The organism is Natrinema sp. CRL1 (assembly GCF_059162405.1).
Window position 1 is genome coordinate 39,440 of record NZ_JBLVOY010000010.1, and the last position, 20,320, is coordinate 59,759.

18 protein-coding genes and 3 pseudogenes are annotated in these 20,320 nt (G+C 55.8%); 14 read left to right on the top strand and 7 right to left on the bottom strand.

The window, feature by feature from the left end:
* Positions 1–34 precede the first annotated feature (34 nt).
* From ACJYUO_RS20990 to ACJYUO_RS21005, 4 genes are read left to right on the top strand one after another with little or no spacing between them, the layout of a single operon-like run.
* Positions 35–862: a hypothetical protein gene (locus ACJYUO_RS20990; protein ID WP_494347268.1), complete on the top strand. Its 828-nt coding sequence runs from the start codon at positions 35–37 to the stop codon at positions 860–862.
* The gene (locus tag ACJYUO_RS20995) at positions 863–2,074 is read left to right on the top strand and encodes a TrbL/VirB6 family protein (RefSeq protein ID WP_494347269.1); all 1,212 of its coding nucleotides are present in this window, start codon (positions 863–865) and stop codon (positions 2,072–2,074) included.
* Between the two features lie 5 nt (positions 2,075–2,079).
* Positions 2,080–5,388 (top strand): VirB4 family type IV secretion system protein, encoded by a 3,309-nt coding sequence (locus ACJYUO_RS21000; protein WP_494347270.1) that lies wholly within the window; start codon positions 2,080–2,082, stop codon positions 5,386–5,388.
* Between the two features lie 4 nt (positions 5,389–5,392).
* The gene (locus ACJYUO_RS21005; protein WP_494347271.1) at positions 5,393–6,580 is read left to right on the top strand and encodes a DUF8128 domain-containing protein; all 1,188 of its coding nucleotides are present in this window, start codon (positions 5,393–5,395) and stop codon (positions 6,578–6,580) included.
* A 328-nt stretch (positions 6,581–6,908) separates the two neighbouring features.
* Here ACJYUO_RS21005 and ACJYUO_RS21010 read toward each other — a convergent pair whose 3' ends face one another.
* Positions 6,909–7,496 carry a hypothetical protein gene (locus ACJYUO_RS21010; RefSeq protein ID WP_494347287.1) on the bottom strand — a complete coding sequence of 196 codons (588 nt, stop codon included), beginning with the start codon at positions 7,494–7,496 and terminating at the stop codon, positions 6,909–6,911.
* On the opposite strand from ACJYUO_RS21010, the gene ACJYUO_RS21015 reads away from it, so the two are divergent.
* Positions 7,413–9,581, top strand: a complete 2,169-nt coding sequence (locus tag ACJYUO_RS21015; protein WP_494347284.1) for a TraM recognition domain-containing protein — start codon at positions 7,413–7,415, stop codon at positions 9,579–9,581. The genes ACJYUO_RS21010 and ACJYUO_RS21015 overlap by 84 nt on opposite strands.
* Positions 9,582–9,938: 357 nt before the next feature.
* Positions 9,939–11,049, top strand: a pseudogene (locus tag ACJYUO_RS21020) (phage NrS-1 polymerase family protein); the annotation flags it as partial.
* 668 nt (positions 11,050–11,717) lie between these two features.
* Here the strand turns inward: ACJYUO_RS21020 and ACJYUO_RS21025 are convergent.
* Positions 11,718–12,383 (bottom strand): helix-turn-helix domain-containing protein, encoded by a 666-nt coding sequence (locus tag ACJYUO_RS21025; protein WP_494347272.1) that lies wholly within the window; start codon positions 12,381–12,383, stop codon positions 11,718–11,720.
* 178 nt (positions 12,384–12,561) lie between these two features.
* Positions 12,562–13,416, bottom strand: coding sequence for an IS5 family transposase (locus ACJYUO_RS21030; RefSeq protein WP_494347273.1), 855 nt, complete (start codon positions 13,414–13,416; stop codon positions 12,562–12,564).
* A 504-nt stretch (positions 13,417–13,920) separates the two neighbouring features.
* On the opposite strand from ACJYUO_RS21030, the gene ACJYUO_RS21035 reads away from it, so the two are divergent.
* Entirely contained in the window at positions 13,921–14,346 is a 426-nt protein-coding gene (locus tag ACJYUO_RS21035; protein WP_494347274.1) for an EamA family transporter, read from the top strand.
* A 257-nt stretch (positions 14,347–14,603) separates the two neighbouring features.
* Here the strand turns inward: ACJYUO_RS21035 and ACJYUO_RS21040 are convergent, their stop codons facing one another.
* The gene (locus tag ACJYUO_RS21040; RefSeq protein WP_494347275.1) at positions 14,604–15,386 is read right to left on the bottom strand and encodes an HpcH/HpaI aldolase family protein; all 783 of its coding nucleotides are present in this window, start codon (positions 15,384–15,386) and stop codon (positions 14,604–14,606) included.
* Positions 15,387–15,722: 336 nt separating this feature from the next.
* Between ACJYUO_RS21040 and ACJYUO_RS21045 the strand changes: the two genes are divergently transcribed.
* The 6 genes from ACJYUO_RS21045 (at position 15,723) to ACJYUO_RS21070 (ending at position 18,075) form a co-directional block, all read left to right on the top strand.
* Positions 15,723–16,013, top strand: a complete 291-nt coding sequence (locus ACJYUO_RS21045; protein WP_494347276.1) for a DUF8069 family protein — start codon at positions 15,723–15,725, stop codon at positions 16,011–16,013.
* The gene (locus ACJYUO_RS21050) at positions 16,013–16,348 is read left to right on the top strand and encodes a DUF7558 family protein (RefSeq protein WP_494347277.1); all 336 of its coding nucleotides are present in this window, start codon (positions 16,013–16,015) and stop codon (positions 16,346–16,348) included. Before ACJYUO_RS21045 ends, ACJYUO_RS21050 begins: the two co-directional genes overlap by 1 nt.
* 49 nt (positions 16,349–16,397) lie before the next feature.
* Entirely contained in the window at positions 16,398–16,976 is a 579-nt protein-coding gene (locus tag ACJYUO_RS21055) for a DUF7437 domain-containing protein (RefSeq protein WP_494347278.1), read from the top strand.
* Positions 16,977–17,045: 69 nt separating this feature from the next.
* On the top strand, positions 17,046–17,657 hold the full coding sequence (locus ACJYUO_RS21060) for a hypothetical protein (protein WP_494347279.1): 612 nt from the start codon (positions 17,046–17,048) through the stop codon (positions 17,655–17,657).
* Between the two features lie 37 nt (positions 17,658–17,694).
* Positions 17,695–17,865, top strand: a complete 171-nt coding sequence (locus ACJYUO_RS21065; RefSeq protein ID WP_494347285.1) for a DUF8150 family protein — start codon at positions 17,695–17,697, stop codon at positions 17,863–17,865.
* 39 nt (positions 17,866–17,904) lie between these two features.
* The gene (locus ACJYUO_RS21070; RefSeq protein WP_494347280.1) at positions 17,905–18,075 is read left to right on the top strand and encodes a hypothetical protein; all 171 of its coding nucleotides are present in this window, start codon (positions 17,905–17,907) and stop codon (positions 18,073–18,075) included.
* Positions 18,076–18,161: 86 nt separating this feature from the next.
* Here the strand turns inward: ACJYUO_RS21070 and ACJYUO_RS21075 are convergent.
* Together ACJYUO_RS21075 and ACJYUO_RS21080 are read right to left on the bottom strand one after the other, a co-directional pair.
* Positions 18,162–18,260, bottom strand: a pseudogene (locus ACJYUO_RS21075) (MarR family transcriptional regulator); the annotation flags it as partial.
* Positions 18,261–18,862: 602 nt separating this feature from the next.
* Positions 18,863–19,018 carry a hypothetical protein gene (locus tag ACJYUO_RS21080; protein WP_494347281.1) on the bottom strand — a complete coding sequence of 52 codons (156 nt, stop codon included), beginning with the start codon at positions 19,016–19,018 and terminating at the stop codon, positions 18,863–18,865.
* On the opposite strand from ACJYUO_RS21080, the gene ACJYUO_RS21085 reads away from it, so the two are divergent.
* Complete coding sequence (locus ACJYUO_RS21085) at positions 19,018–19,914, top strand: SOSS complex subunit B family protein (protein ID WP_494347282.1); 897 nt, start codon at positions 19,018–19,020, stop codon at positions 19,912–19,914. The two genes, ACJYUO_RS21080 and ACJYUO_RS21085, sit on opposite strands and share 1 nt — an antisense overlap.
* 314 nt (positions 19,915–20,228) lie before the next feature.
* On the opposite strand, the pseudogene ACJYUO_RS21090 reads toward ACJYUO_RS21085, so the two are convergent.
* Positions 20,229–20,320: pseudogene (locus ACJYUO_RS21090) on the bottom strand (IS5/IS1182 family transposase); the annotation flags it as partial.

A 20,320-nucleotide genomic window follows, 5' to 3' on the forward strand; every position in this document is an offset into this window, starting at 1 on the left:
TCCAACTCACGAGAGTCGTATCGCTCGCCGATCAGTGCTTGCCACCATCGGACTGAGTACCGCCGCACTTGCTGGCTGTACGTCGGACTCCTCCACGAATCCGTCGAACAACAGTACAGCGGATGGAACCGGACTCAGCACTGAAGATAGCGATGTCTTCGCGAACGTCGAGATGAACGGGAAGAATCTCGAGGTCGAAGTAACTGGGGAGAGTGCAACCGAATTCATCAACCTCGTCGATCCGAATGGCGAGTTATTCGACCAAGCCCGTCTCGAGGAAGGTGTCACCAAAGTTGTCTTCGAGATTCTCGGCAGGTATGAAGACGATCTCCTGACTGGCGAGTACGAACTCGTTGCCCTCGAGAGTCTCAAAAGCGATGATCCGATCGACTCGACAACGATTTCGCTCGATGCGGAGTGCAAAATCACCGACGTACTCTGGGCAGCAGAGAATCCGGATATGGACTGGGACAAGAATTCACCAGTCTGGGATGAATATGCAGCAGTTGTTATAGAGAACGAAGGAACGATCCCCTCCTTACTCACAGAACTTCAGTGGGAAGGCGCACCAGCCGCCAAGTTAGGTCGAGACGACACAGTCTCGTATCATCATGAGATACACTTGCCGCCCGGAGAGACGACTGCCTATTCGTTTGGGCAAATCTACCAGACGAGTGGTGCAGGAGGTTCGTTGGACTGTAGCGAATTAGGAACTGAACCGATGACAGTGACAGCTGTCGTCCAGGTGGGACCAGATCCGTCGTACACACAGCAAATCGAGTACGGTGATGACCAGTCTTGTGACCTTACAATTGTCAAGGGCAGTCCAACTGACTCGGATTCTACTGGTGGTGAGAGCTAAATGCCATGGCTGCAGGACCAAGTCGAAGATGGGATTGAAAACGTTATTGAGAGGTTCACCGACGCAATTCTCGGGCTGGTAAACGATATCTATGGAGCGCTCTTGGAGCCCATTGTCGGTGTTCCGGCACCGGAATCTGACACTCAATATATTGTTGTTGGAAGCCCAAGTGAAGAGCCATGGGCAAGTTTGTACCAGGATGTCTATCTGGCGTATATTATGCCCTTGGCGATTATGATGGTGATTATCTCGTTCTCGTTCATCGGTCTCCGCGCAGGGTCGATAAGTGAGTATCGTCGGAAGCGACTCATGAGACGGCTCGGAATCGTGTTTATGGGGACATTCGTCTGGTTCCCGTTAGTCTCGATCCCGTTACAATTTGTCGATGCAATTGGGACAACGATCGCTCCAATAGAAGATATGTCTGCAGGCCTTGGTGGACTTATTCAAGCGACTCTTGGAGGGACGTTTGTGATCCTCGCGATGGTCGTTATCTCGAATTTCTTCCTAGTTGTTGCTGGATTCGTCGTTGCCCTTCGATGGATCGGAATATTTGTGCTAACGGTCACTATGCCGCTTCTAGGGGTTATCTGGGCGCTTGAAGTCTGGCCCTTTACTCCAGCAGCGAATATGGCTCGTCGAGTAGCAGGGATTTACCCAGGGCTCATACTCGCAGGGGTTCCAGCGGCGCTTCTCTTCCGAATTGGGTGGGAGGTCGGTGGTATTGAGACACTTGGCCAAAATGAGCTTTTCGCGCTATTCATTGGGTTGACGCTGATACCTGCAGCGGTTATTGCCATGATCATGACCGTTTACTGGAGCAGCCCTGCTGTCCGGACGATCGCCCAGAAGAGTGTCACTGCCACGAATCCGGCATCGGCTGCTGCTGGGGCCCGCAAAGCAAAAGCTGCCTCTGGAAGTGCCGTGCGTGGTGCCCGAAACGTCCACCGGGGCTACGCAAACGGAAAGTACGGTCCGGTGACCAAAACCGGGCAGACGAAACTCGAGAGCGGTAACTCGAAAGCATACAAGCTGGGTCAATCAGCGAACTCGACGAAAGCCCACGCTCGCCAGTACAACACCCTCCGGAAATCTGATTCAGGGCGGATGCGCGATAAAGCCAAAGACGACGCCAAACAGGTCACCCGAAAAACGTCGATCAAAGCCAAGCAAGGACTCAGAAACACCAAAGAAAAGGTCTCGAGGTGGTGATTCAGATGAGTTCGAATACAGCAGACAGCGAGTACAACGCACGGAAAATCCACCAATCGCTGGGTGGCACGACAGCGTTCTTCCAGGGCTACACGATCGGCGAGCTCATGTTGTTTCTCACGGTGGCGTTCGTCACCGTTATCGCAGCAACATTCGTTCCCTCTGCACTGACGATTCCGATTCTCGGATTCGGGATCATGCTCACGATCCTTCTCTTCCTTCTCCACAAGGTCAAACCTGATTACCTCTGGCTCACCGAATGGCTCGTCGCTCGATTCGGCTGGGCGATCAAAAACAAGGAGTACACGCACGGTGGCGAGGACAACAGCGACGTTCGCTATCTGACCCGACTCAATCGGGTGTATCCACACGCCATCGAACGCACCGATGGCGCACTCGTCGGAGCGATGAACGTCGAACCGGCGAATATGGCCCTCGAGGATGACGAGGCTTGGGCGAAGGCCGTGCAGTCACTTTCAGAGTTCGTTAATTCGACTGTTGACTTCCCCGTGAAGATCTACATCACTAGCCGCGAAATCGACGAGGACGACGTCGTTCGCGAACATCAAAATCGACTTGGCGATGATGACGTTCGCTCGCGCCCAGTCCTGAAACGCCTCCTCGAGGAATACGTCTCCTCCAACACAAATGAAAACGGAGATATCGACTCTGAGACGACGACAATCAGAGAGTACTATCTCATCACTGCGGTGACCGACAGCGACATCGAACAGTTCGACGAAACCGGTGACAGCGTTCTGGCTTACCTCGCAGATGTACCAGTTCTCGGGCGACTCTTCGGCCGCTTTCAGTCTGAGGGGGTGAGTGAATCCAAGCGCGACCAGCTCAAAGAAGAGAAGTTAGAATCGCGACTCATGCAACTCCGCCGAGGAGGCTCGTCATTATACCGGTGTTCGATCAGCCCCGTCGACGCGTATGACCTCGCTCGAGTCACGAAGGAGTACTGGACGTGCCAATCGCAGGACTACGCTGATATGACGAGCGCGATTGGGACGTTCCCAGTCGTCTCTCACGGCATCAGCGATGGTGTGCCAGCGACGCCAGATCCGAAGGATGTCCTTGATTCGATGGACGACAGTAGTGACGAAGCTGCGGACTGGGAGTACTCCCTCGAGGATCTCGATAAAGAAGACACTGCTGACGAACCGTCGGTTTCCGACGCAGATCGTCTGCCGGATACGTCGACGATGCACCAGTCAGTGGTTGCGCCGTCGTCAATCGACTGGGAGACGACCTATGCCGTGATCAACGACGAGACGTTCGTTCGCACCTTCTGGATCGAACAGTTCCCCGAAGAGCCCTCGGATGGCCTCCTTGAGCGACTCTTGCTCGAGACAGATCTGCAGACGGATCTCAGCATTCACCTCGATCCGTTCGATAGTCAATCGGCTCAGGATATGATGGCAGATTGGATTTCGGACTTGAAGATCAACCAGCACGACTCAAACAGCCTCAAAGCCGAAGATCTGCAGGAAGACATCGACCAAGCGAAGTACATGCGCTCGCTTGTTCGAGCGAACAAAGCCTCGTTCTATCGAGGCGGCGTATTCATCCGCCTGGCTGCCGAGAGCCAGCAGGAACTCGAGAATCAGACAACTCGACTGCGCTCGATCATCAAGGACGCACCAGCAAACTGTACGCTGAAAGTCGCGAGTCGATGGCAGGAACGAGGACTCGCAACGGTCTCACCGCTCGGCCGGAACGAACTCGGTCGCGATCGGATGTCGACGCTGACCAATCAGGCCATTGGCGCGATGTTTCCGTTCTCATCGAACTACCAGATGATGGACGACGGGATTGAGTACGGCTATCACGGCCACAACGGCTCTCCAATCCGAATCAACCCGTGGGACCTTGAGACCGGGCATAGCGAACTCGTCGTCGGAATGCCGGGTGCCGGGAAAACGTTCGGTGGGATCATGCGCCACCTGCGGATGATGAAGCGGCACAACGACACGATGCTCGTCCTCGTCGATCCAGTCGGCGGCTTTCGCGGTATTGCAGACGCCCTGAACGCGAAGACGATCACCGTCGGTGGCGATACGAAATTGAACCCGCTCGAGATCCGTCAGACGCCCCAACACGTCCTCGAGTCCAGCGATGGGGTCTCTCCCCTTTCAGCGAAGAAAGACGAGGTCTACGCCGTTCTCGAGAACTTCCTCGACGCTCGTGATATCGAACTCGGGGCTGAGACAGGTGTCCTCTCGTATGTGATCGACGAAGCCTATCGACAGGCAGGGGTCGTTGAGGACGACGTCTCGACGCATACGTCAGAGAACTCGCCGACGATGCAAGATATCCACCGGATCCTCTGTGATATCGCCGAGAATCCGGACGAGCACAACATCGCTGCATCCGAATCCGCTCGCGAACGTGCTGCACAGTACGCGGATGAACTCGCGATTGCGTTCCAACCGTTCCGCGAAGGTGGCTCCTACGAAAACCTCTCCCACCGCTCGGAGATCGATATTCTCGAGGGCGACAACAAGGTCGTCTATATCGATCTCGGTCAGATCGAGGGGAGCGCCTCAGGGATTGACCGCCAGACGTTCCTGATGCAACTACTGCTATCGACGATCTACCAGCAAGCGAAGAACACCCAACGGAACGTCGAACTCGCGATCGACGAGGCACACTACCTTTTCGAAGACCAGGCGAACCTTGACTTCCTCGAGACGGCGTTCCGTCACCAGCGCCACGCCGGCCTTCGAATGGTATTGCTCTCCCAGACCGCTCAGGAGTTTTACGAGACTGAGCAGGCCGAGAAGATCATCGGGATGTGTCCGATCAAAGTGTTCCACAAACTCCCCGAATTGGACGACCGGACGGCGGACAAAATCGGGTTGACGAAAGAACAGCGCCAGTACGTCAGAGGTGCCGACGCCGGGAAAGCGGACCTCGGCTACAGTCAGGCACTTGTTCGCGTTGAGGAACACGGCACCTATCCCTTGCACGTGGTCGCAGACGAGTTCGAAAAACGGGTTATCGATTACGAGCCAGCGGATCAGGCCTTCATCCAACAGGCGATGAACGACGAGTCAGCGGAACTGCTCGCGTTCGAGGAATTCGTCGAAACCGAAGGACAGCAAAACGCGCTTGCGACCCGTCTCGACATCACTGCTGAGACGGCGAGCAAGCTTCTCGAGGAGGATCTCAGCAAGACAGAGATCCTCGATGCAGTCGTCGAACAGGCTCTTGAGACAGAGACGGACACCGAAGAGGCACCGATCCAGACCGACGGCGGAGCGTCAGCTCCCGACCAGCGCACAACCGAACCCAAATGTGACAACTAAGACTATGACTACGCTCAATCGTTTCACGAAACTGCTCGGTTCGTCGCCCCAGTACGAGGCGACGCAACTCGAGTTTGGAGACCAGGAATCGTTTGTTCAGCAGCAAGCAGACACGCCAGGACTACTCCTTCGGATCCGCCCCTACAAGGAGAACAATGGTGTCGTGGATGGGGCCGGCGTTCTGCAATCAGTCCACGACGTGACGACGAACTTCCGCGGGAAGAATACGAGTGATCATCACTCGTTCGAAGTCTGGTTCGATGAGGGAAAAATTTCGTTCTATATGCACGCTGCTACCGAGGCAGCCGCAGACAAGTTCCGACGGCGGGTCGGGAACAACTACGCGAACAGCGAGATTTTCCCTGTCGAAGAGGGCCATGCGTTCCCGGTCATCGATTCTAACCAGTACGTCGCCGGCGCGTGGCTCGAGATGGAGAAGATACCCTACTACCCGATCCGTCATCACAACAGCGAAGGCTTCGAGACGGATCCCTACGGCGAGATAACGAGCGAAATGCTGTCGCTTGACGAGAGTACAGTCGTCACACAAGTCGTCTTTCGACCTGCAAAGCAATCGTGGACCGACGGTGATAGATTCAAGCACAACAGCGTCGATGAACTCGCTCATGCACTTCGCCAAGGGACGTCCGTGGGGTGGCTGAATCCTCGGACTCGACCGGCGAGCCAGAAGGACAAGCAGGCCGCGAAGACGATCGAACAGCAGCGTGGTCAACAGGCGTTCCACGTGAATATTCGCGTACTTGCTGCGTCGTCTGAAAAGGCCGAAGCCGAGGCTCGAGCCCGTGGCGTCGCAGGGATGTTCAGGAAGTACTACAACGCGGTTACGGAGCAGGGACTCGACGATACTCCAGTCTGGCATCGCAAAGAGCGGAAACGAGCCAAACGACTTCGACAATTCATCCATCGGATGCGTGACCGTGAGTGGATCGATCGCCGTATGATTATGACCGTCGACGAACTCGCCGGCGTCGCACACATCCCTAATGCGGAGATTGAGACGCCGAAGATCGACTGGCGATATACGCAGCGTGGTGATCGACTCCCATCAGATGGATCTCGATACGACGCTAATGAGTCGCCGACTGGTGGGCAGCCATCTGGTGTTCCCGACGAGGCAGCAGTCACCGTTGATGGCTCTACTCGCGATCAGGAGGGATTCGATGGTATTTGATCGCTTCTTCGGACGCGGTGGAGAGACCTCGAGTAGCGACCAAAGCAGTGAGTCCGAACCAGCTGACGATGCATCCACGAATGCTGGCACTGAATCGTCCACTGCCCAGCAAGCAATGACCGGAGAGCAATACCATATCGTCGACCAAGACACGACCCGTGTCGGTGGCAAGCCGATCCTCACAGAAACAGCCGATGAAGGAACGGTTGCAGGTCCATTCGTCCGAGAAATGTTTGAAGCCGGGATGTACGACGCACCGTCCCCACTCTGGGCCGGCTACACGGAGGATCCCCAGACTGGCTTCCGTGAGGCCCCGATCCGGTTCGACTCACTCTTCCGGCACAACTGGATTGCAGGGACGACCGGCTACGGAAAGACGACTCAACTCCTGAATATGATGGTGCAATGGGCCTACAGTGGCTATGGCTTCACGTACTTCGATCCGAAGGGCCGTGATTCTCGAGAACTGCTCCGGATGCTGCCCAAACATCGCCTCGAGGACGTGGTCTGGATCGAGCCCGGGTCGACCACCCATGAGAATACGGTCGGAATGAATTTCCTCGAGGTGCCCGACTGTGAGACGACTGAGGAACTTGAAAACGAGATCGAAAACCGGGTCGAGAACCTGAAAGCGGTCTTCGATACCTCTGACTACTGGGGCATCAACATGGAAGCAATCACCGAGTCGATGGCCCGGGCGATGATGAAATCCGAGCAGCCGTTTTCGGTCATCGATATGTACTTCATTCTGTTGAACGCCGATCGTCGCGAGGACTTCGCACTCGACGTCGAGGATCCCTATATCAGGGAGTTCTGTCTCGAGATCGCGAATATGGAAGAAGAGACGGTTCGCCCGCTCTTGAAACGGATCAAGTCCTGGGTTGAAAACTCGGTGATTCGCCGGATTATCGCTCACCGGGAGAGTACGATTAACTTCCGCGATATCATTGAGAACGATCGGATCGTTATCGTTCGAACGCCGGTCGAGAATACGGACATCAAGAAGATGGTTACCCTCGGCGTCATGCGGAATTTGTGGAGTGCGATTCAGCGGCGCTCATACGAACTCGATACCGAGCCAGAACCTTACTTCGTTCTCTGTGATGAGTTCGACGATATCGCGAGCGACAATCTCGATATCGAGTCGATGCTCGCCCGTGCTCGGTCGATGCGGTTGTCGGTGACTCTGGCTTCGCAGTATCCCTCTCAGTTCGACGAGGACACGCTGAAGGCGATGCAGAACAACTGCGATAACCTGCTCACGTTCTCAGTCAACGACAGTGACGATGCCGAACTGTTGATGAAACGCTTCCGTGACTACACGGCAGAGGACCTCATCACGACCGACCAGTTCAAAGTCTGGACACGGATCCCGCTCTCGGGTGGGCGCTACTCTGAACCGGTTTTGATCCGGACGTTTCCGCCATATCCGCCCCTCCGTGGAACGGATACTGTCGATCAAATCATCGAACAGAGTCTCGAACGATATGGGACCGATCCGCTGACGGACGCTGAGATCTTGCAGGATCTCATCTATAGTGATTCGAACGAGGCAGCGAACCCCAAGCAGATTCTAGAGGAGACGATGGCGGAAGCCGTTCGTGCAGTCCAGATTCGAGAACGCGTGCGAGCGGAAAACGGCTGGGTCGATGTCACTACCGTCGACGAGGAACTCGCAGCCCGCCTCGAGGATACTGAGCCTGAGATCGACGTTGCACCCGAAGAGTTGCCTGACGTTCGTGAGGAATCCCGGTTACTCGAGGTTACGCTGCAGAACGACGACATCGTAGTTCGACTCACTGACGACGGAGAAACAGTGGTCGAACCGGAGACAGGCACTGTCAGATCTGCCGGTGGCTCTACACACGATGCAGTCCTCTTCGAGACGGAAACAGCGCTGACAAAGCGTGGATTCAGTGTCGAAATCCTCGAGCAGGACGGAAGCGAGCAACCGGACGCCATCGCGACGCATCCAGATCACAACGTCGTATTCAATATCGAGGCTGAGACGACGACGCCAGATCGACCCGTGAAGGTCTTGCAGAATCTCAAGCGAGCCCACGAAGCAGATCGGATTCCGATCTTCGTCGTTCGACCTGGTGACTCCGAGACAGAGTGGGCGACTCGAGTCGAGAATATCCTCTCGCCACCGCTGCAAGAGCGAGCCGATGGTACTGAACAATTCTACAACTGCGACGAGATCGTGACCTTCAGTGGTGGTGCGACTGCTCACGGTGGCGTCACTGCCGTTCGGCCCAAGACGGCTGAAACGAACCGAACTGTTTGGACACGAGAGAACGGTAAAATCGTCCTTTCAGACGGTGAAACAGCGTTTGCCCGTGTTCCAGATGAGAGTACACTCTCGAAGGACAGTGTGCCAGCCTACTATAGCCATGATCGTGAAGCCGGGCAGTATACTGTCTACGAAGCTGGCGAAACCCATGTCTACGACTCGAGAGACGACTTTGAGGATGAATGGACGCCGATCAAACGGCCATTCCGACCTGCTGTTGACCTACCAGACTTGGATTATTCACGGGAGAGCTACCTAATTCTGATACTCTCCGACGATGAGCGTCCTGTACTCTTCCAGCAGGGCGAGACATACGGTTTGTCCGATTCGCCAAGCAATGAGGAACTATGGCCAGACATCCCTTCAGGGAATCACTCTCGAGTAACGGAGTCGTCCCCATCAGTAGAGTCTGGTTCAGCAGTATCGGTGTCAGTTGAGGTTGACCCAGACGGCAACGGTATTGAGGCGTTCGCAGCGATGTATATCAGAGAGGCAGATGGGGCACAGATTCCAAAGGCAGCACTGTTTCAAGCCTACTCGAGATGGACCGACCAGTACGATATTGATGGAACAAACGCGAGCTGGTTCGGTCGGAAGCTTTCGAACGTCGTCGACTATGAGGATACCCGAGTCAGAGACGGCGACGATCTCGTGACTGTCTACACCGGTATCGATCTGACCAGTGATGGATCAGAGTTCATTGAGTGAGAAACAATATCAGAATAATGAATATAATTCAGGCACTTGGACCACTGAAAATCTCGCCCCCACAACCCAAATTCCAAAATACGATTAGGAACTGGTGTATCTGCCAGTATCCGCCATATAGCCGGATTTGTTCAGGGCAAATTTCCTGTTCAGGTCACGGAATTGGTAGCTGTTCAGAGCAAAACCGCAGTACGGTGGCGGTGTTCAGGGCAAATCAAGGCTCAAAACCAACTAGTATAGAACGGGTTGCACCCGTTGGACAGGGTCACGGACAGTCTACCAGCCTACGGCATGTTTATCAGCACACTGATGGGTGGTATGCGACCAGATGGACGCGCAGTACGAGGTGGATTGTCGATGTCTGAACAGACGGTTTCGGTACTCCCCAAGCAGTTACGTGAGCGCGATCAGTGGGTGTGCTGGCGAGAAGAATCTCGAGACGGGAAGCCGACCAAGATCCCGGTGACACCTGGGAGTGGTGAGTTTGCGTCTTCGACGGATCCAGAGACATGGGCATCGGTCGAAACCGCGCTCGAGTACGCCGATTCGGGGGATGCAGATGGCGTCGGGTTCGTGTTTACCGACGATGATCCTATTGTTGGTGTGGATCTCGATGACTGCCGAGAACCGGAGACTGGGGATGCCGCCGACGTAGCACAGGACATTATCGAGCGGCTTGATTCCTATACGGAGATTTCTCCGTCGGGAACTGGGTTCCATGTGCTCATCGAGGGAGAACTCCCGGATGGCCGGAATCGACGTGGAAGCATTGAACTGTACGACACAGCCCGGTTTTTCACCGTGACCGGTGACTCCCTCGAAGAGATGCCCAGTCGCGTTGCTCGTCAACAGGATGCACTCGAGGCGATCCACCAGGAGTACGTCCAAAATATCGAGACTGACGCGAAACCTGACGCCGAGAATCGTGACATGACTGACGAGCAGGCTTCGACGGATACAGCAGTCGATACCAACGTTGACCTCGAAGACAAGGACCTGCTCAAAAAGGCTCGAAATGCGTCCAACGGTGAGAAATTCGAGCGACTATGGCGTGGCTCGACTAGCGGGTACGAAAGCCAGTCGGAAGCTGATATGGCGCTGTGCTGTCTGCTGGCGTTCTGGACCGGCGGCGACCATACTCGAGTGGATGCCCTTTTCCGGCAGTCAGGGCTTCTCCGCGAGAAGTGGGACGAAGTCCACTACGCCGATGGGTCAACGTACGGCGAGAAAACCATCGAGCGAGCGATTGCAAATACCTCCGAGTTTTACGATCCGGACACTCGAGGGGACTCGAGTGAAGCAAGTTCCAGAGAGAGCGAGTCGTCGACCACCAGCAGTCGTGACGAACCAGCGCAGAATCATGCGTATCTGGTCGAGAAGAATCGATTGTTGACCGATCGCGTCGACGAACTCGAGGCAACACTCGAGGAGAAAGACGATCGTATCAACGAACTTGAGGCGACTAACGAAACGCTCCGAGAGCATCTCAGTGACTGTCAGGAGGTACTCGAGCGTCGTGATCAGGCTTCAAACCCCGAGATGGATGAGGCGGGTGCTGATGACAGTGACTCGATTTGGGGTCGTGCACGGCGGTTCGTCGGAAATGACAGTTGAACCCCGTTCCAGAGCACTCTGACAAGTTTATCGACTTCCGGAGGGGTGAGGAGTTCAACGAGAACTAAAATCAACCAGACAGATGACCACGGTATTGTGTGGGTGAACGAACCGCTCGAGGAGTGTCGGCATGATCTAATTCCAGCGACGATTGGTTCGACTGGATCTCCGATCGACTGCTCGAAATGTGGCGCTTCAGGCGTATTGATTAATCACTAACGTGATTAGGGGCATCACCCAGAGCGTGGCGCCGTAGATGAGGTCAAATTCCCGTCGACGATCTGCATGAGGCACTCCTCGAGACGGCTCTGTTGAAATCCTATTTCCAGGCATGTTTCAGCATGAAAGATACGCTCACTAAACATGTATTTGACCGCTAATGATTCTGTCAGCTTCGATAGCTGTTCTTCGCGGTGTGCTGAACAGGGCGCATTTCGGTCACGACACTCACCCTAGGACGCTAACGAAGATACATTGTATCCTCCGGGAGATATCGTCGCCACTGCACCGAGTAGCCGTTGATCAATTTGGCTTTTCACTGTCATCAATCAGCGAAGAAACGATGAGTCGTTTGGTCCCACGCCGAAGGAGACCACTGGCTGCAGGTTGAGAGATATCCAGATTAGCGGCGACTTCGCTGAGAGTTGCGTTCCGTGGGTCTTCGAAATACCCTGTGTCGAGTGCGACGAGGAGTGCCTCTCGTTGACTATCGGTCAATCCTGCGTCCGTATTCCCTAAACTAGCGTATTCGTTCACGCGCAGTAAATCGATATCAATGTCGTTCTGTTCTGCATAGTCCCATAGAGGGGCTAGATTCGTCCGGTCGGGCATCCATACTGTTAGAACCCAACTGTTTCCGTCGTTTTTCATATCGAGTATTATACTATTAGCGGCAGAAATAATTGGTGAGATGATCTTCGCTTCGTCTGTATACTCGAAGCTATAGATCGCTTTCTCGTCTCTAGTTTCAATAATCCGTTCAAACTCGCCAATGGTGTGATCATTCCGTAATCCGTCTTCGAACTGGCGGAAATCAGATGACTGTATGCGATAGAAGAACTTCCCCGATGTAGGGTCAGTTCCTGCCTCTAATACCGACTCGACTTTCGAACTCTGGTCGTGAGTGACTGTCTTTGTGAGCACTATATCTGGGTGCTCGACTCTGACGACTGCCTTAATATCGGTCACTGTTCTATAGGGTAGGTGTCTTTAATATATGTAGATGTATGTCTGGTGAAGCCCTTAGCAACTATCAAAACCGGCTTGTTGCATACAGAGGATAGAAAAGCTTGACGCTGCATTCCGAATCGGAGTCAGCGAAATGCTATAGATAGAGTCGGCCTTGTTTAGACGCGTGATTTCACGGTTATGAGTGGCTAACGCTGAGTTCAATGTTTCTGACGGCGCATTTCAAGACGAGTTCGCGGAATTGACCAAACCACGTTCGAGCGCGAACGATTTCGCCGTATTTGCGTCGGAGCGCGAAAAACGTCGATTCGGCGTTTGAGCGTTGATGGTAGATCGTATCATCTTGCAAGATATTATTGGCGATGCCGTGCCAGCCGAACTCGCGGTGCTTGATCACCGGTTTAACGCCTTCTGCACGCAATCTTTGGCGAAGTAGCCACCAGTCGTAGCCTTTGTCGGCGGTGAGAATGTTCAGTTTGTCGAGGTTACGTTTGACCATCTGCCAGCCGATCTTGGAATCGTGCGGTTGTTTCATCGAGCAATGTATATCTAGAATTGCACCAGTCTTGCAGTCGACCAGCGTGGTGATTTTTACCGCCTCGAACGTGTAGTTCGTCCGTTTTGCGTAGTGTTGGCTGGCAGCGATCCGATCCATGCCAGTTGCGTCGATCGCCTGAACATCGCTGGTTTCGTGCAACTCCGCCGACAGCCGCAGCAGGACTCGCCAGATTCGCATTTCAAGATCCTGCTTGCGCGTACATACAGTGGTGAAATCGGGTAGCTCATCCACCGCCAGATCAAGTTTGGCGACGATCTCGTGCATCTCGTGAAGAACGTCCAGCAACCGCCGATACGGGTGATCGAGATACTCGCGGAGACCGTGAATCGCCACGATTACCCAGTCTGCGTAGCCGCCATCACCCTCTTGGAACGCTGGATCCGGCTCGCCGACGACGGCTTTTTGAGCGAGCGAGACAACCCGATCAGTGAAGCGGGCGAGTTTGCTGGACACAAACTCCTCTTCCCGCTTCACATCCTAGTATGTTCGACATTTAGCCGCTCTTACTAGCGTCTAAACACGCCCATAGAGTCTGCATTCAGCAGTCGGGCGCTATTCTATGGGTAAGTGGAACGGAGGCTCTGGGGACAAGAGAGAGCAGTCCGACGGAATCGGTGTTACACTGCTCAGACGAGATAAATGCGCATCGAAAATCTCTCGTAAAGTTCCCTGGACGATAAGCATCTTTTTTGCTTGCTCTCGTCGTCCTCACTGCATCCACTGAGCAACCTGCGAAAGCGGTTAGGAATATATGGGATCTCCTAGACCGGATATAAATGGATTATTCGATTAAGAAAGAGACCAATGCGGGAACGGTCGGTATGCAGTATGTATGGCACAGAGAAACCATGCCGATGACCGAGGCAGCGACACTAAAGCAAAATTCTATCTCCCTGCTGGAGTTGCCCCACCGTTCGATACCAGTCGCTTTGAGCGTCTCTGGGTGCCGCTATTCAACCATTACGTTAAATCACGATAATGGGTTTCCCTGAAATAGATTCGGCCGTGTTCTTTGGTTCGATTACAATGGTAGCTTGGGGAATTTGGGTAGTCTTGGGCAACGCCGCGTCGGAGTCTATCGACCCGAGGACGGCCGCTGCAATCACCTATCTTGTTGCGGGACCCCTTGCACTCGGATACATCCTCGTTTCAGACGCATCACTTGCCATTACTGCGAGAGGTGGACTGCTCGCTGGCACAGCCGGATTGTTCACCGGAATAGGCCTGATTTCGATGTACATCGGTCTTTCCGGAGGGTCAACAACTGTCATCTCTACTCTCGGTGCAATGTACTTTGTCGTCGCGGCTCTCATCGGTATGGTCATCCTCGGAGACGAAGTTACGATAACGAGATTTGCGGGGATAGCGTTCGCAGTTATTGGGATCGTCTTGGTTACCCAATAGAGCAGCCTACGCGATTATTGGGTATGGGATAGTACTCTCGAATAGCCCCAAAACGTTGTTCTTAGTAGGTATTAGAGGAAGCAGAATCCTCCTCGTTGCTGGATTATCTCTATCTACCAGTCCACGTTGTTTCCGTCTGCACTCGTCGCCGTGCTGGATTTTCGCTCTATCTTCAGCACACTGTTCTTGATAGATATTGGATGGTCTCCAGTCCGCAGCGCTCTATCGTTTGTCTGTACTAAACTGAGACGCGCAGTTTACCCGTCTCGCTTCTCTATCGCGTCCTCGAACATCGCCTTCGCCCGCAGTCCGCCCGCCTTCACGTAGTCAATGTCGACGCCGGCCAGCACGAAGTCGAAGCCGCGGTCGACCCACCGTTCGATCTCGTCCTCCTCGAACGCGAGCGTCGCGACGGGCTTGTCGACGACGTGGCCCGCCTCGAGCACGCGATCGACGGCCTCGACGAACTCGTCGCCATCGGTTTCGCCAAAGATGTCAAGCGCGGCGGAGAGGTCCGCGGGACCGACGAATAGACCATCTAGGCCGTCAACGGCGGCGATCTCCTCGACGTTCTCGAGGCCGGCTTCGGTCTCAATCTGGGCGATCGTGACGAGATCCTCGTTCGCGCGCTCGAGATACTCGGGAAACGCCTCGCCGTACTCGGTGCCGCGGCCGTAGCCGACGCCGCGGACTCCCTTGGGCGGGTAGCGGGTGGCCTCGACGAGCGCCCGCGCGTCCTCAGGCGTGTCGATCATCGGGGCCATCACGCCGTTGACGCCGGCGTCGAGGACGCGTTTGATCTCCGTCGGATCGTTCTCCGAGAGGCGGACGATCGACCCGGAGTCGGGGTCGACGTTCGCAGCGTCGATCGCGCGAGCCATCTCGGTGATCGTCTCTATCGAGTTCGTCGAGTGCTCGCCGTCGATCATCACGGCGTCGAACTCGAGGCGAGCGCTGAGTTCGGCGATCGCGGGATCGCTCAGCGCGACCCAGGTCCCGACGAGCGGCTCTCGGTCCCGCAGGGCGGAGTGGAATGTCATGTCACCCTGTTCGCCAATTCGTGAAAAAAGGTTATGGTAACGGAATTGTAGCTGCGTGCGGTCGCAGTTGAGTCCCAACTCCGCCGCCTTCGAACTCACTTCGCGGTGGAGACTAGGTAGTCGCTCGTCAGAGGGAGATTTCGGTATCCCGAATTTGTGTTCTCTTCTGCAGTTCTGCAGTAGGGAACTTGTCTTAACCAACGTCCCCGGGAGTGACCTCAAATTGTTGGTTAACACTCTAGAAGCTTGGGACCTGCTTCACCACCTGCTACCGACGATGTGTCTGTCGGCGCCGTGAGGCGCGAGGCGCGCTCTCACGTGCCTGACGCAATTCATATGCCTGATCCAAATTCTCGCAACGACACAAGTGCCGACTACGAACAGTTCGAGAAAGGACTTCTCGCTCAAGACCGTGACATCGCCAGCGTTGTGACGGCGGATATCGACGATGCCACGGCCCACAATTTGGTCAGTGATCTTGTCGACGCGGACGTCGTCACACCCGTTCCTGAGAGACGAGTCCTCGCCCACGAGCCGAGCGGTACCACCTTTGATTCGATCACTCAACTGGCCGTCTTCCATCGCGGCTGGACGGCCGGTAGCGACGCCGACGCGGAGGCCGAGTGATGCAGCAAACCCTCGTTTGCTGTGTCTTCTGCGACGCTCCGCCCGGCGCCGAGACTGGCGAGGCGCACACTTGGGGCCAGGATGAGCGGGTCACCCATCCGATCTGTGTCGACTGCGCCACCCAGACGCGGCCGGATCCCGACGAGCGCGATTACGTCGCCTGTGACGGCTGCGGTCTCGTCGTCGACACGCTTACGGCACTGACGCGGTTCCAAGTAGAACTCGGCCACCTTGAGAGGGCGCTCCAGATCTGCGCTCGCTGTAACCCCGGTGGCCTAGCCGCCTACTGGACGCGCGACCTCGAGGACCACCTCGTCACGGCGGCGGCGGAGTGACCCCAACACTCATTACTGATTCACTGTAAACTGTAATCAAGAACAAACCGTGTCACGCACCTCAAATCGGGCTGACGGCGACATCGTCCGCGACTTCCTCTCGGTCGCGGACCTCCTCGAAGAGCCACAGCTGGCTCAGCTGTACGCGTATCTCGCTCGGGAGGGGGAGGCGACCGTCCAGGACGTGATGGACGACCTCGAGCTCGCCCAGGGAACCGCCTACAGTTACGTCAACGGGCTCGTCGACGCTGGTGTTGTCGAGGTTACTAACGACGAGCAACCACGGCAGTACGTAGCCCACGAGATCGACCTGACCGTGACGACGGCCGCCGGGGACCGCGAGTACACGATCACGCCGGCGCTGATCGACGCCGTTGGGCGGCGTGGGACTAATGGCGACATCGACACGTACATCGACCGTCACGGCGTCGCCGGCCTCGCGACGGCGCTCACCTACGCCGTCGCGCGCGAACGCGGCGAGGTAACCCACCGGCTGATGGCCGAGGACCTCGATATCTCGCCACTAGCCGCGGAGATAATTCTGCAGGCGCTCCAGCCTGTCGTCCACGAGTACTACGACATCGGTGAGGACGTAAGTCACGATACCAAAGAAGAGGTCAATATATGAGCATCGAAACGAGTGACCGGACACAAGTGATGCAGTACTCAGTTTATCGGTGTTCCTTGGAGGAAACTGATGGAACTCAGTAACGACACGCTCACGGTTTCACGGGAGCTTTCAAAGCTCGACAAAGACGTACTCGAGTTCACACGGATCCTCGATACCTGCGACGTGAACTACGTCATCGTCAGTGGATACGTCGCAATCCTCACTGGGCGATCTCGATCGACAGAGGACATCGACGTCATTCTGGAGTCGCTGTCTGAGACGGAGACTGAGCAGTTGGTTACCGAACTCAAAAAACAGGAGTACTGGGGGATGGCGATGCCACTTGATGAGATGTATTCGCTGTTGAGCGAGGGTAGCCGGATCCGGATTGCCGAGGAAGGAGAGATGTACCCGAACTTTGAAACGTGGTTCGTCTCAAACGACGTGGAACGCAAGGCACTCTCGAATCCCCTCACGGTTATATTCGACGAGGGTCAGATCGAGATTAGCCCGCTCGAACTCCAGATTGCGTATAAACTCCGGCTCGCACAAGCTGCAGACAGCCTCAGCGGGAAGGATTTTGAAGATGCACTCCACCTGTACTTGACCTTCGAGGAACGATTTAACACGGAGCAGCTCGAAACGTACGTCAAAGAACTTGGAGTTGAGGACTACTATGCTGAACTCACAGGAGTTTGAAGACGATCAACGGCAGAACACGGAGCAACGGCGTGCAATGATCAAGCGCTGGGCCGAGTATATTCGAACACATGACGATAGTGAGTGGTCACGCCAGCAGAATCGCCTTATCGACTCCCAACTCCAGTCGGCGAACGAGATGGCTGCAGCTGGCGACACGGATCCCGTTCAGTTTGCGGCTGCTCGAGATCGACTGCGCGACCGGTGACTGTCCACAGATACTCTTCCTAGGGACCCTGCGACAGAAATGACGTCTACCACTACTTCATCAGGATCAGGCGACGACGAGGTCCGCCAGCTGTATGAGCAGTATCAGGCAGTCGAAAGCGACGCCGAACGTCACGAAATTGCCCTCGAGATGGGGAAGCTTGACCGACGCCGCCATGCGGAGATCTACGCAGCGCTCGAAGACGAGTGAGGGTCCTTCTTCCAGGCAACCGTATGCGAAGTCGTTCGGGACTGGCAACTAGCTGGTTTTCGATCTAGGGTTGTCGCTAGCTGGGTTCAGTCAGCCGCAAGATCCCAAGCATCGAGTTCGCCAGCGAGATACTGTTTTCCCTGACGAGTGATGTCGTAGATGCCGTTGCCGAGATGGACGAGCAGGTCGTCGGATGGGGACGTAGAAATACAGCTCACGGTGCAAGGAATTTGACTTGCTATGACGCCGGAGAACGTCGACGTCCTAATTGACGAAGAGTCCTGCTCAACGGACGTGCAGTAGAATTGCAGCCGATATCCGAGACCCTTCCTGAAAGCCCTCGACCGCTCGACATCCCGTGACCCACGCTGCGTGCCTCGTTCCTGTGGTGCTTACAGGGTCGGGGGCCAGCCGAGATAGCTTCACCCTTTCTGAGCCCACTAGGGTAGCGGGTGGGAAGCCGGTCGATGTGGCCAGTTGGCTGGGTGCGTCTCTACGGCCCGTCCCGCTCGCCGCTGCCGCCTGCCGGTGAGCAAAGCTCACCGATGTCTCGTTCGCTTCGCTCACGAGACCTCCGCATCACTCGCGACCGACCATTCCGGGCTGCCTGCCTGCAGTCGCGGGCGGGCTGCCGGGCTAAAATGCATGTGCCCTCGGCGCCAGCACCAAGCGCGCTTTCGGTTGCGTCTCTCTCGCTCCTGACGTCGCTCGCTCGACGGACGCGAAACCGGCTTGAGTGCTGGCCGCTCGCTCCAGGCGGACGGCGCGCGGTGCTGGTTGGAACACCTCATTCAGGCGCGCTCTCGCTCGCGCCCAGTAGGGCGCTCGCGAAGGCGCGAGCGAGAGCGCGCAGATGGATCCGTCGGTCGGTGTCGTCGAAAAACCGCGATGTCCTCGCATCGCGGTGGCAGGCGCTGAGCGCCTTCGGATCGGTGAGATCCAATGTCTAGTAACAACTCGAGTAGCAAGGTCGTTACGGTCGATGAACAGGCACTCAAACAGGCGGACGAGCAGGCAGTCGATGACGAGAACTTCCCGGTCGTCGACGAGACGCCGGCATTCGAGGCAACGGTCAAGCAAGAGATCCAAGCAAAGGTGGATGCGAACCACCCGGACGGGATCGTCGATACAAACGACGACCGGATTCACGGCGTGACCCTCGAGCAGGAAGAGCGGATTCGGGCTCGGGAAGCAGAACTCGAGCGGATCAGTGCACAAGCCGAGTTCGGACAACAGCAGGGACGAGCGAAGCGGGCGCGAGACATCGCTGCACGACGAAGTGCGGAGCGGCGTACACGGTTCCAGAAGCGGGCAGCGAGCGTGGAGCCAATGGCGGATCCAGAACGGCCGGATCCCCGGACGAACCTCACACGATCGCAACTGGCGGCTGTGAACGAGCAGTCGATGCGGTTAGCCGAACGGCTCGATGGCTGGTCTCGAGCGGCGATCAGTCGGCGGCTGGCCGAGGCGGTCGTCGACGGACAGGATCTCACGAGTGCGGTCGTCAGCGTGTTCGAAGAGTTGCAGACCGCGCCAGGACAGATCGTACCGATTGGGACACTCGAGGATGTGAGCCGACAGAAGGTGAGCATCGAGGGGCGTGTCGAGACGCTTTGGGATCCATCGCATCCAAGCATCGCACAGGTCGGGCTCATCGCAGACGACAGTGGCCAGACTCGAGTGACGATCTGGGAGAAATCAGGCGCGCCGTGGATCGAAGAAGGCGAACGAGTGCGCATTCATGGGGCTGCACGGAACTGGTACGAGGGACGTGTCTCACTGGCCGTCACCGGATGGTCGACCCTTCAGTTCCCTGAACGCGGTCAGTGGTGGGAGTAGCTGGCTAACGCGGCCTTCTTTTTTGCTACGTGCCAGACCGACCCAGACCCCACCCCACCCTCCGCTCCATGCTCGCTCGGGAAGACTCACTGTGTTCGTCTTCCCAGTTCTCGTTCGCTCCTCTCACGAGACCATCGCTGCGCGCGCAGCCACAACCTTAAGACAGTCAATTAAGTATCATCCCTGACCAGTACTATTGAGATTCTATACAGTTCTACCTTATTGGCTCTAAACGAGGCCATTTTTGGATTGAATCCTGCAGCGCCCATAGATTTGACGGACCGTGGTGAATCGCCATACGACGTTGGATTTGCCTAGCTCACAGCACGCTTGATGTTGTAGACGGCACACATCAGAACGATTTCACGGAACTCTCGATACCAGCTTCGCGCACGCACGGCGTCGC

Excerpts from the sequence above, each read along its gene's own strand:
- ACJYUO_RS20995 (WP_494347269.1), top strand. The coding sequence starts at position 863 with ATGCCATGGCTGCAGGACCAAGTCGAAGATGGGATTGAAAACGTTATT.
- ACJYUO_RS21000 (WP_494347270.1), top strand. The coding sequence starts at position 2,080 with ATGAGTTCGAATACAGCAGACAGCGAGTACAACGCACGGAAAATCCAC.
- ACJYUO_RS21005 (WP_494347271.1), top strand. The coding sequence starts at position 5,393 with ATGACTACGCTCAATCGTTTCACGAAACTGCTCGGTTCGTCGCCCCAG.
- ACJYUO_RS21015 (WP_494347284.1), top strand. The coding sequence starts at position 7,413 with ATGGAAGAAGAGACGGTTCGCCCGCTCTTGAAACGGATCAAGTCCTGG.
- ACJYUO_RS21035 (WP_494347274.1), top strand. The coding sequence starts at position 13,921 with ATGGGTTTCCCTGAAATAGATTCGGCCGTGTTCTTTGGTTCGATTACA.
- ACJYUO_RS21040 (WP_494347275.1), bottom strand. The coding sequence starts at position 15,386 with ATGACATTCCACTCCGCCCTGCGGGACCGAGAGCCGCTCGTCGGGACC.
- ACJYUO_RS21045 (WP_494347276.1), top strand. The coding sequence starts at position 15,723 with ATGCCTGATCCAAATTCTCGCAACGACACAAGTGCCGACTACGAACAG.
- ACJYUO_RS21050 (WP_494347277.1), top strand. The coding sequence starts at position 16,013 with ATGCAGCAAACCCTCGTTTGCTGTGTCTTCTGCGACGCTCCGCCCGGC.
- ACJYUO_RS21060 (WP_494347279.1), top strand. The coding sequence starts at position 17,046 with ATGGAACTCAGTAACGACACGCTCACGGTTTCACGGGAGCTTTCAAAG.
- ACJYUO_RS21065 (WP_494347285.1), top strand. The coding sequence starts at position 17,695 with ATGATCAAGCGCTGGGCCGAGTATATTCGAACACATGACGATAGTGAG.
- ACJYUO_RS21070 (WP_494347280.1), top strand. The coding sequence starts at position 17,905 with ATGACGTCTACCACTACTTCATCAGGATCAGGCGACGACGAGGTCCGC.
- ACJYUO_RS21085 (WP_494347282.1), top strand. The coding sequence starts at position 19,018 with ATGTCTAGTAACAACTCGAGTAGCAAGGTCGTTACGGTCGATGAACAG.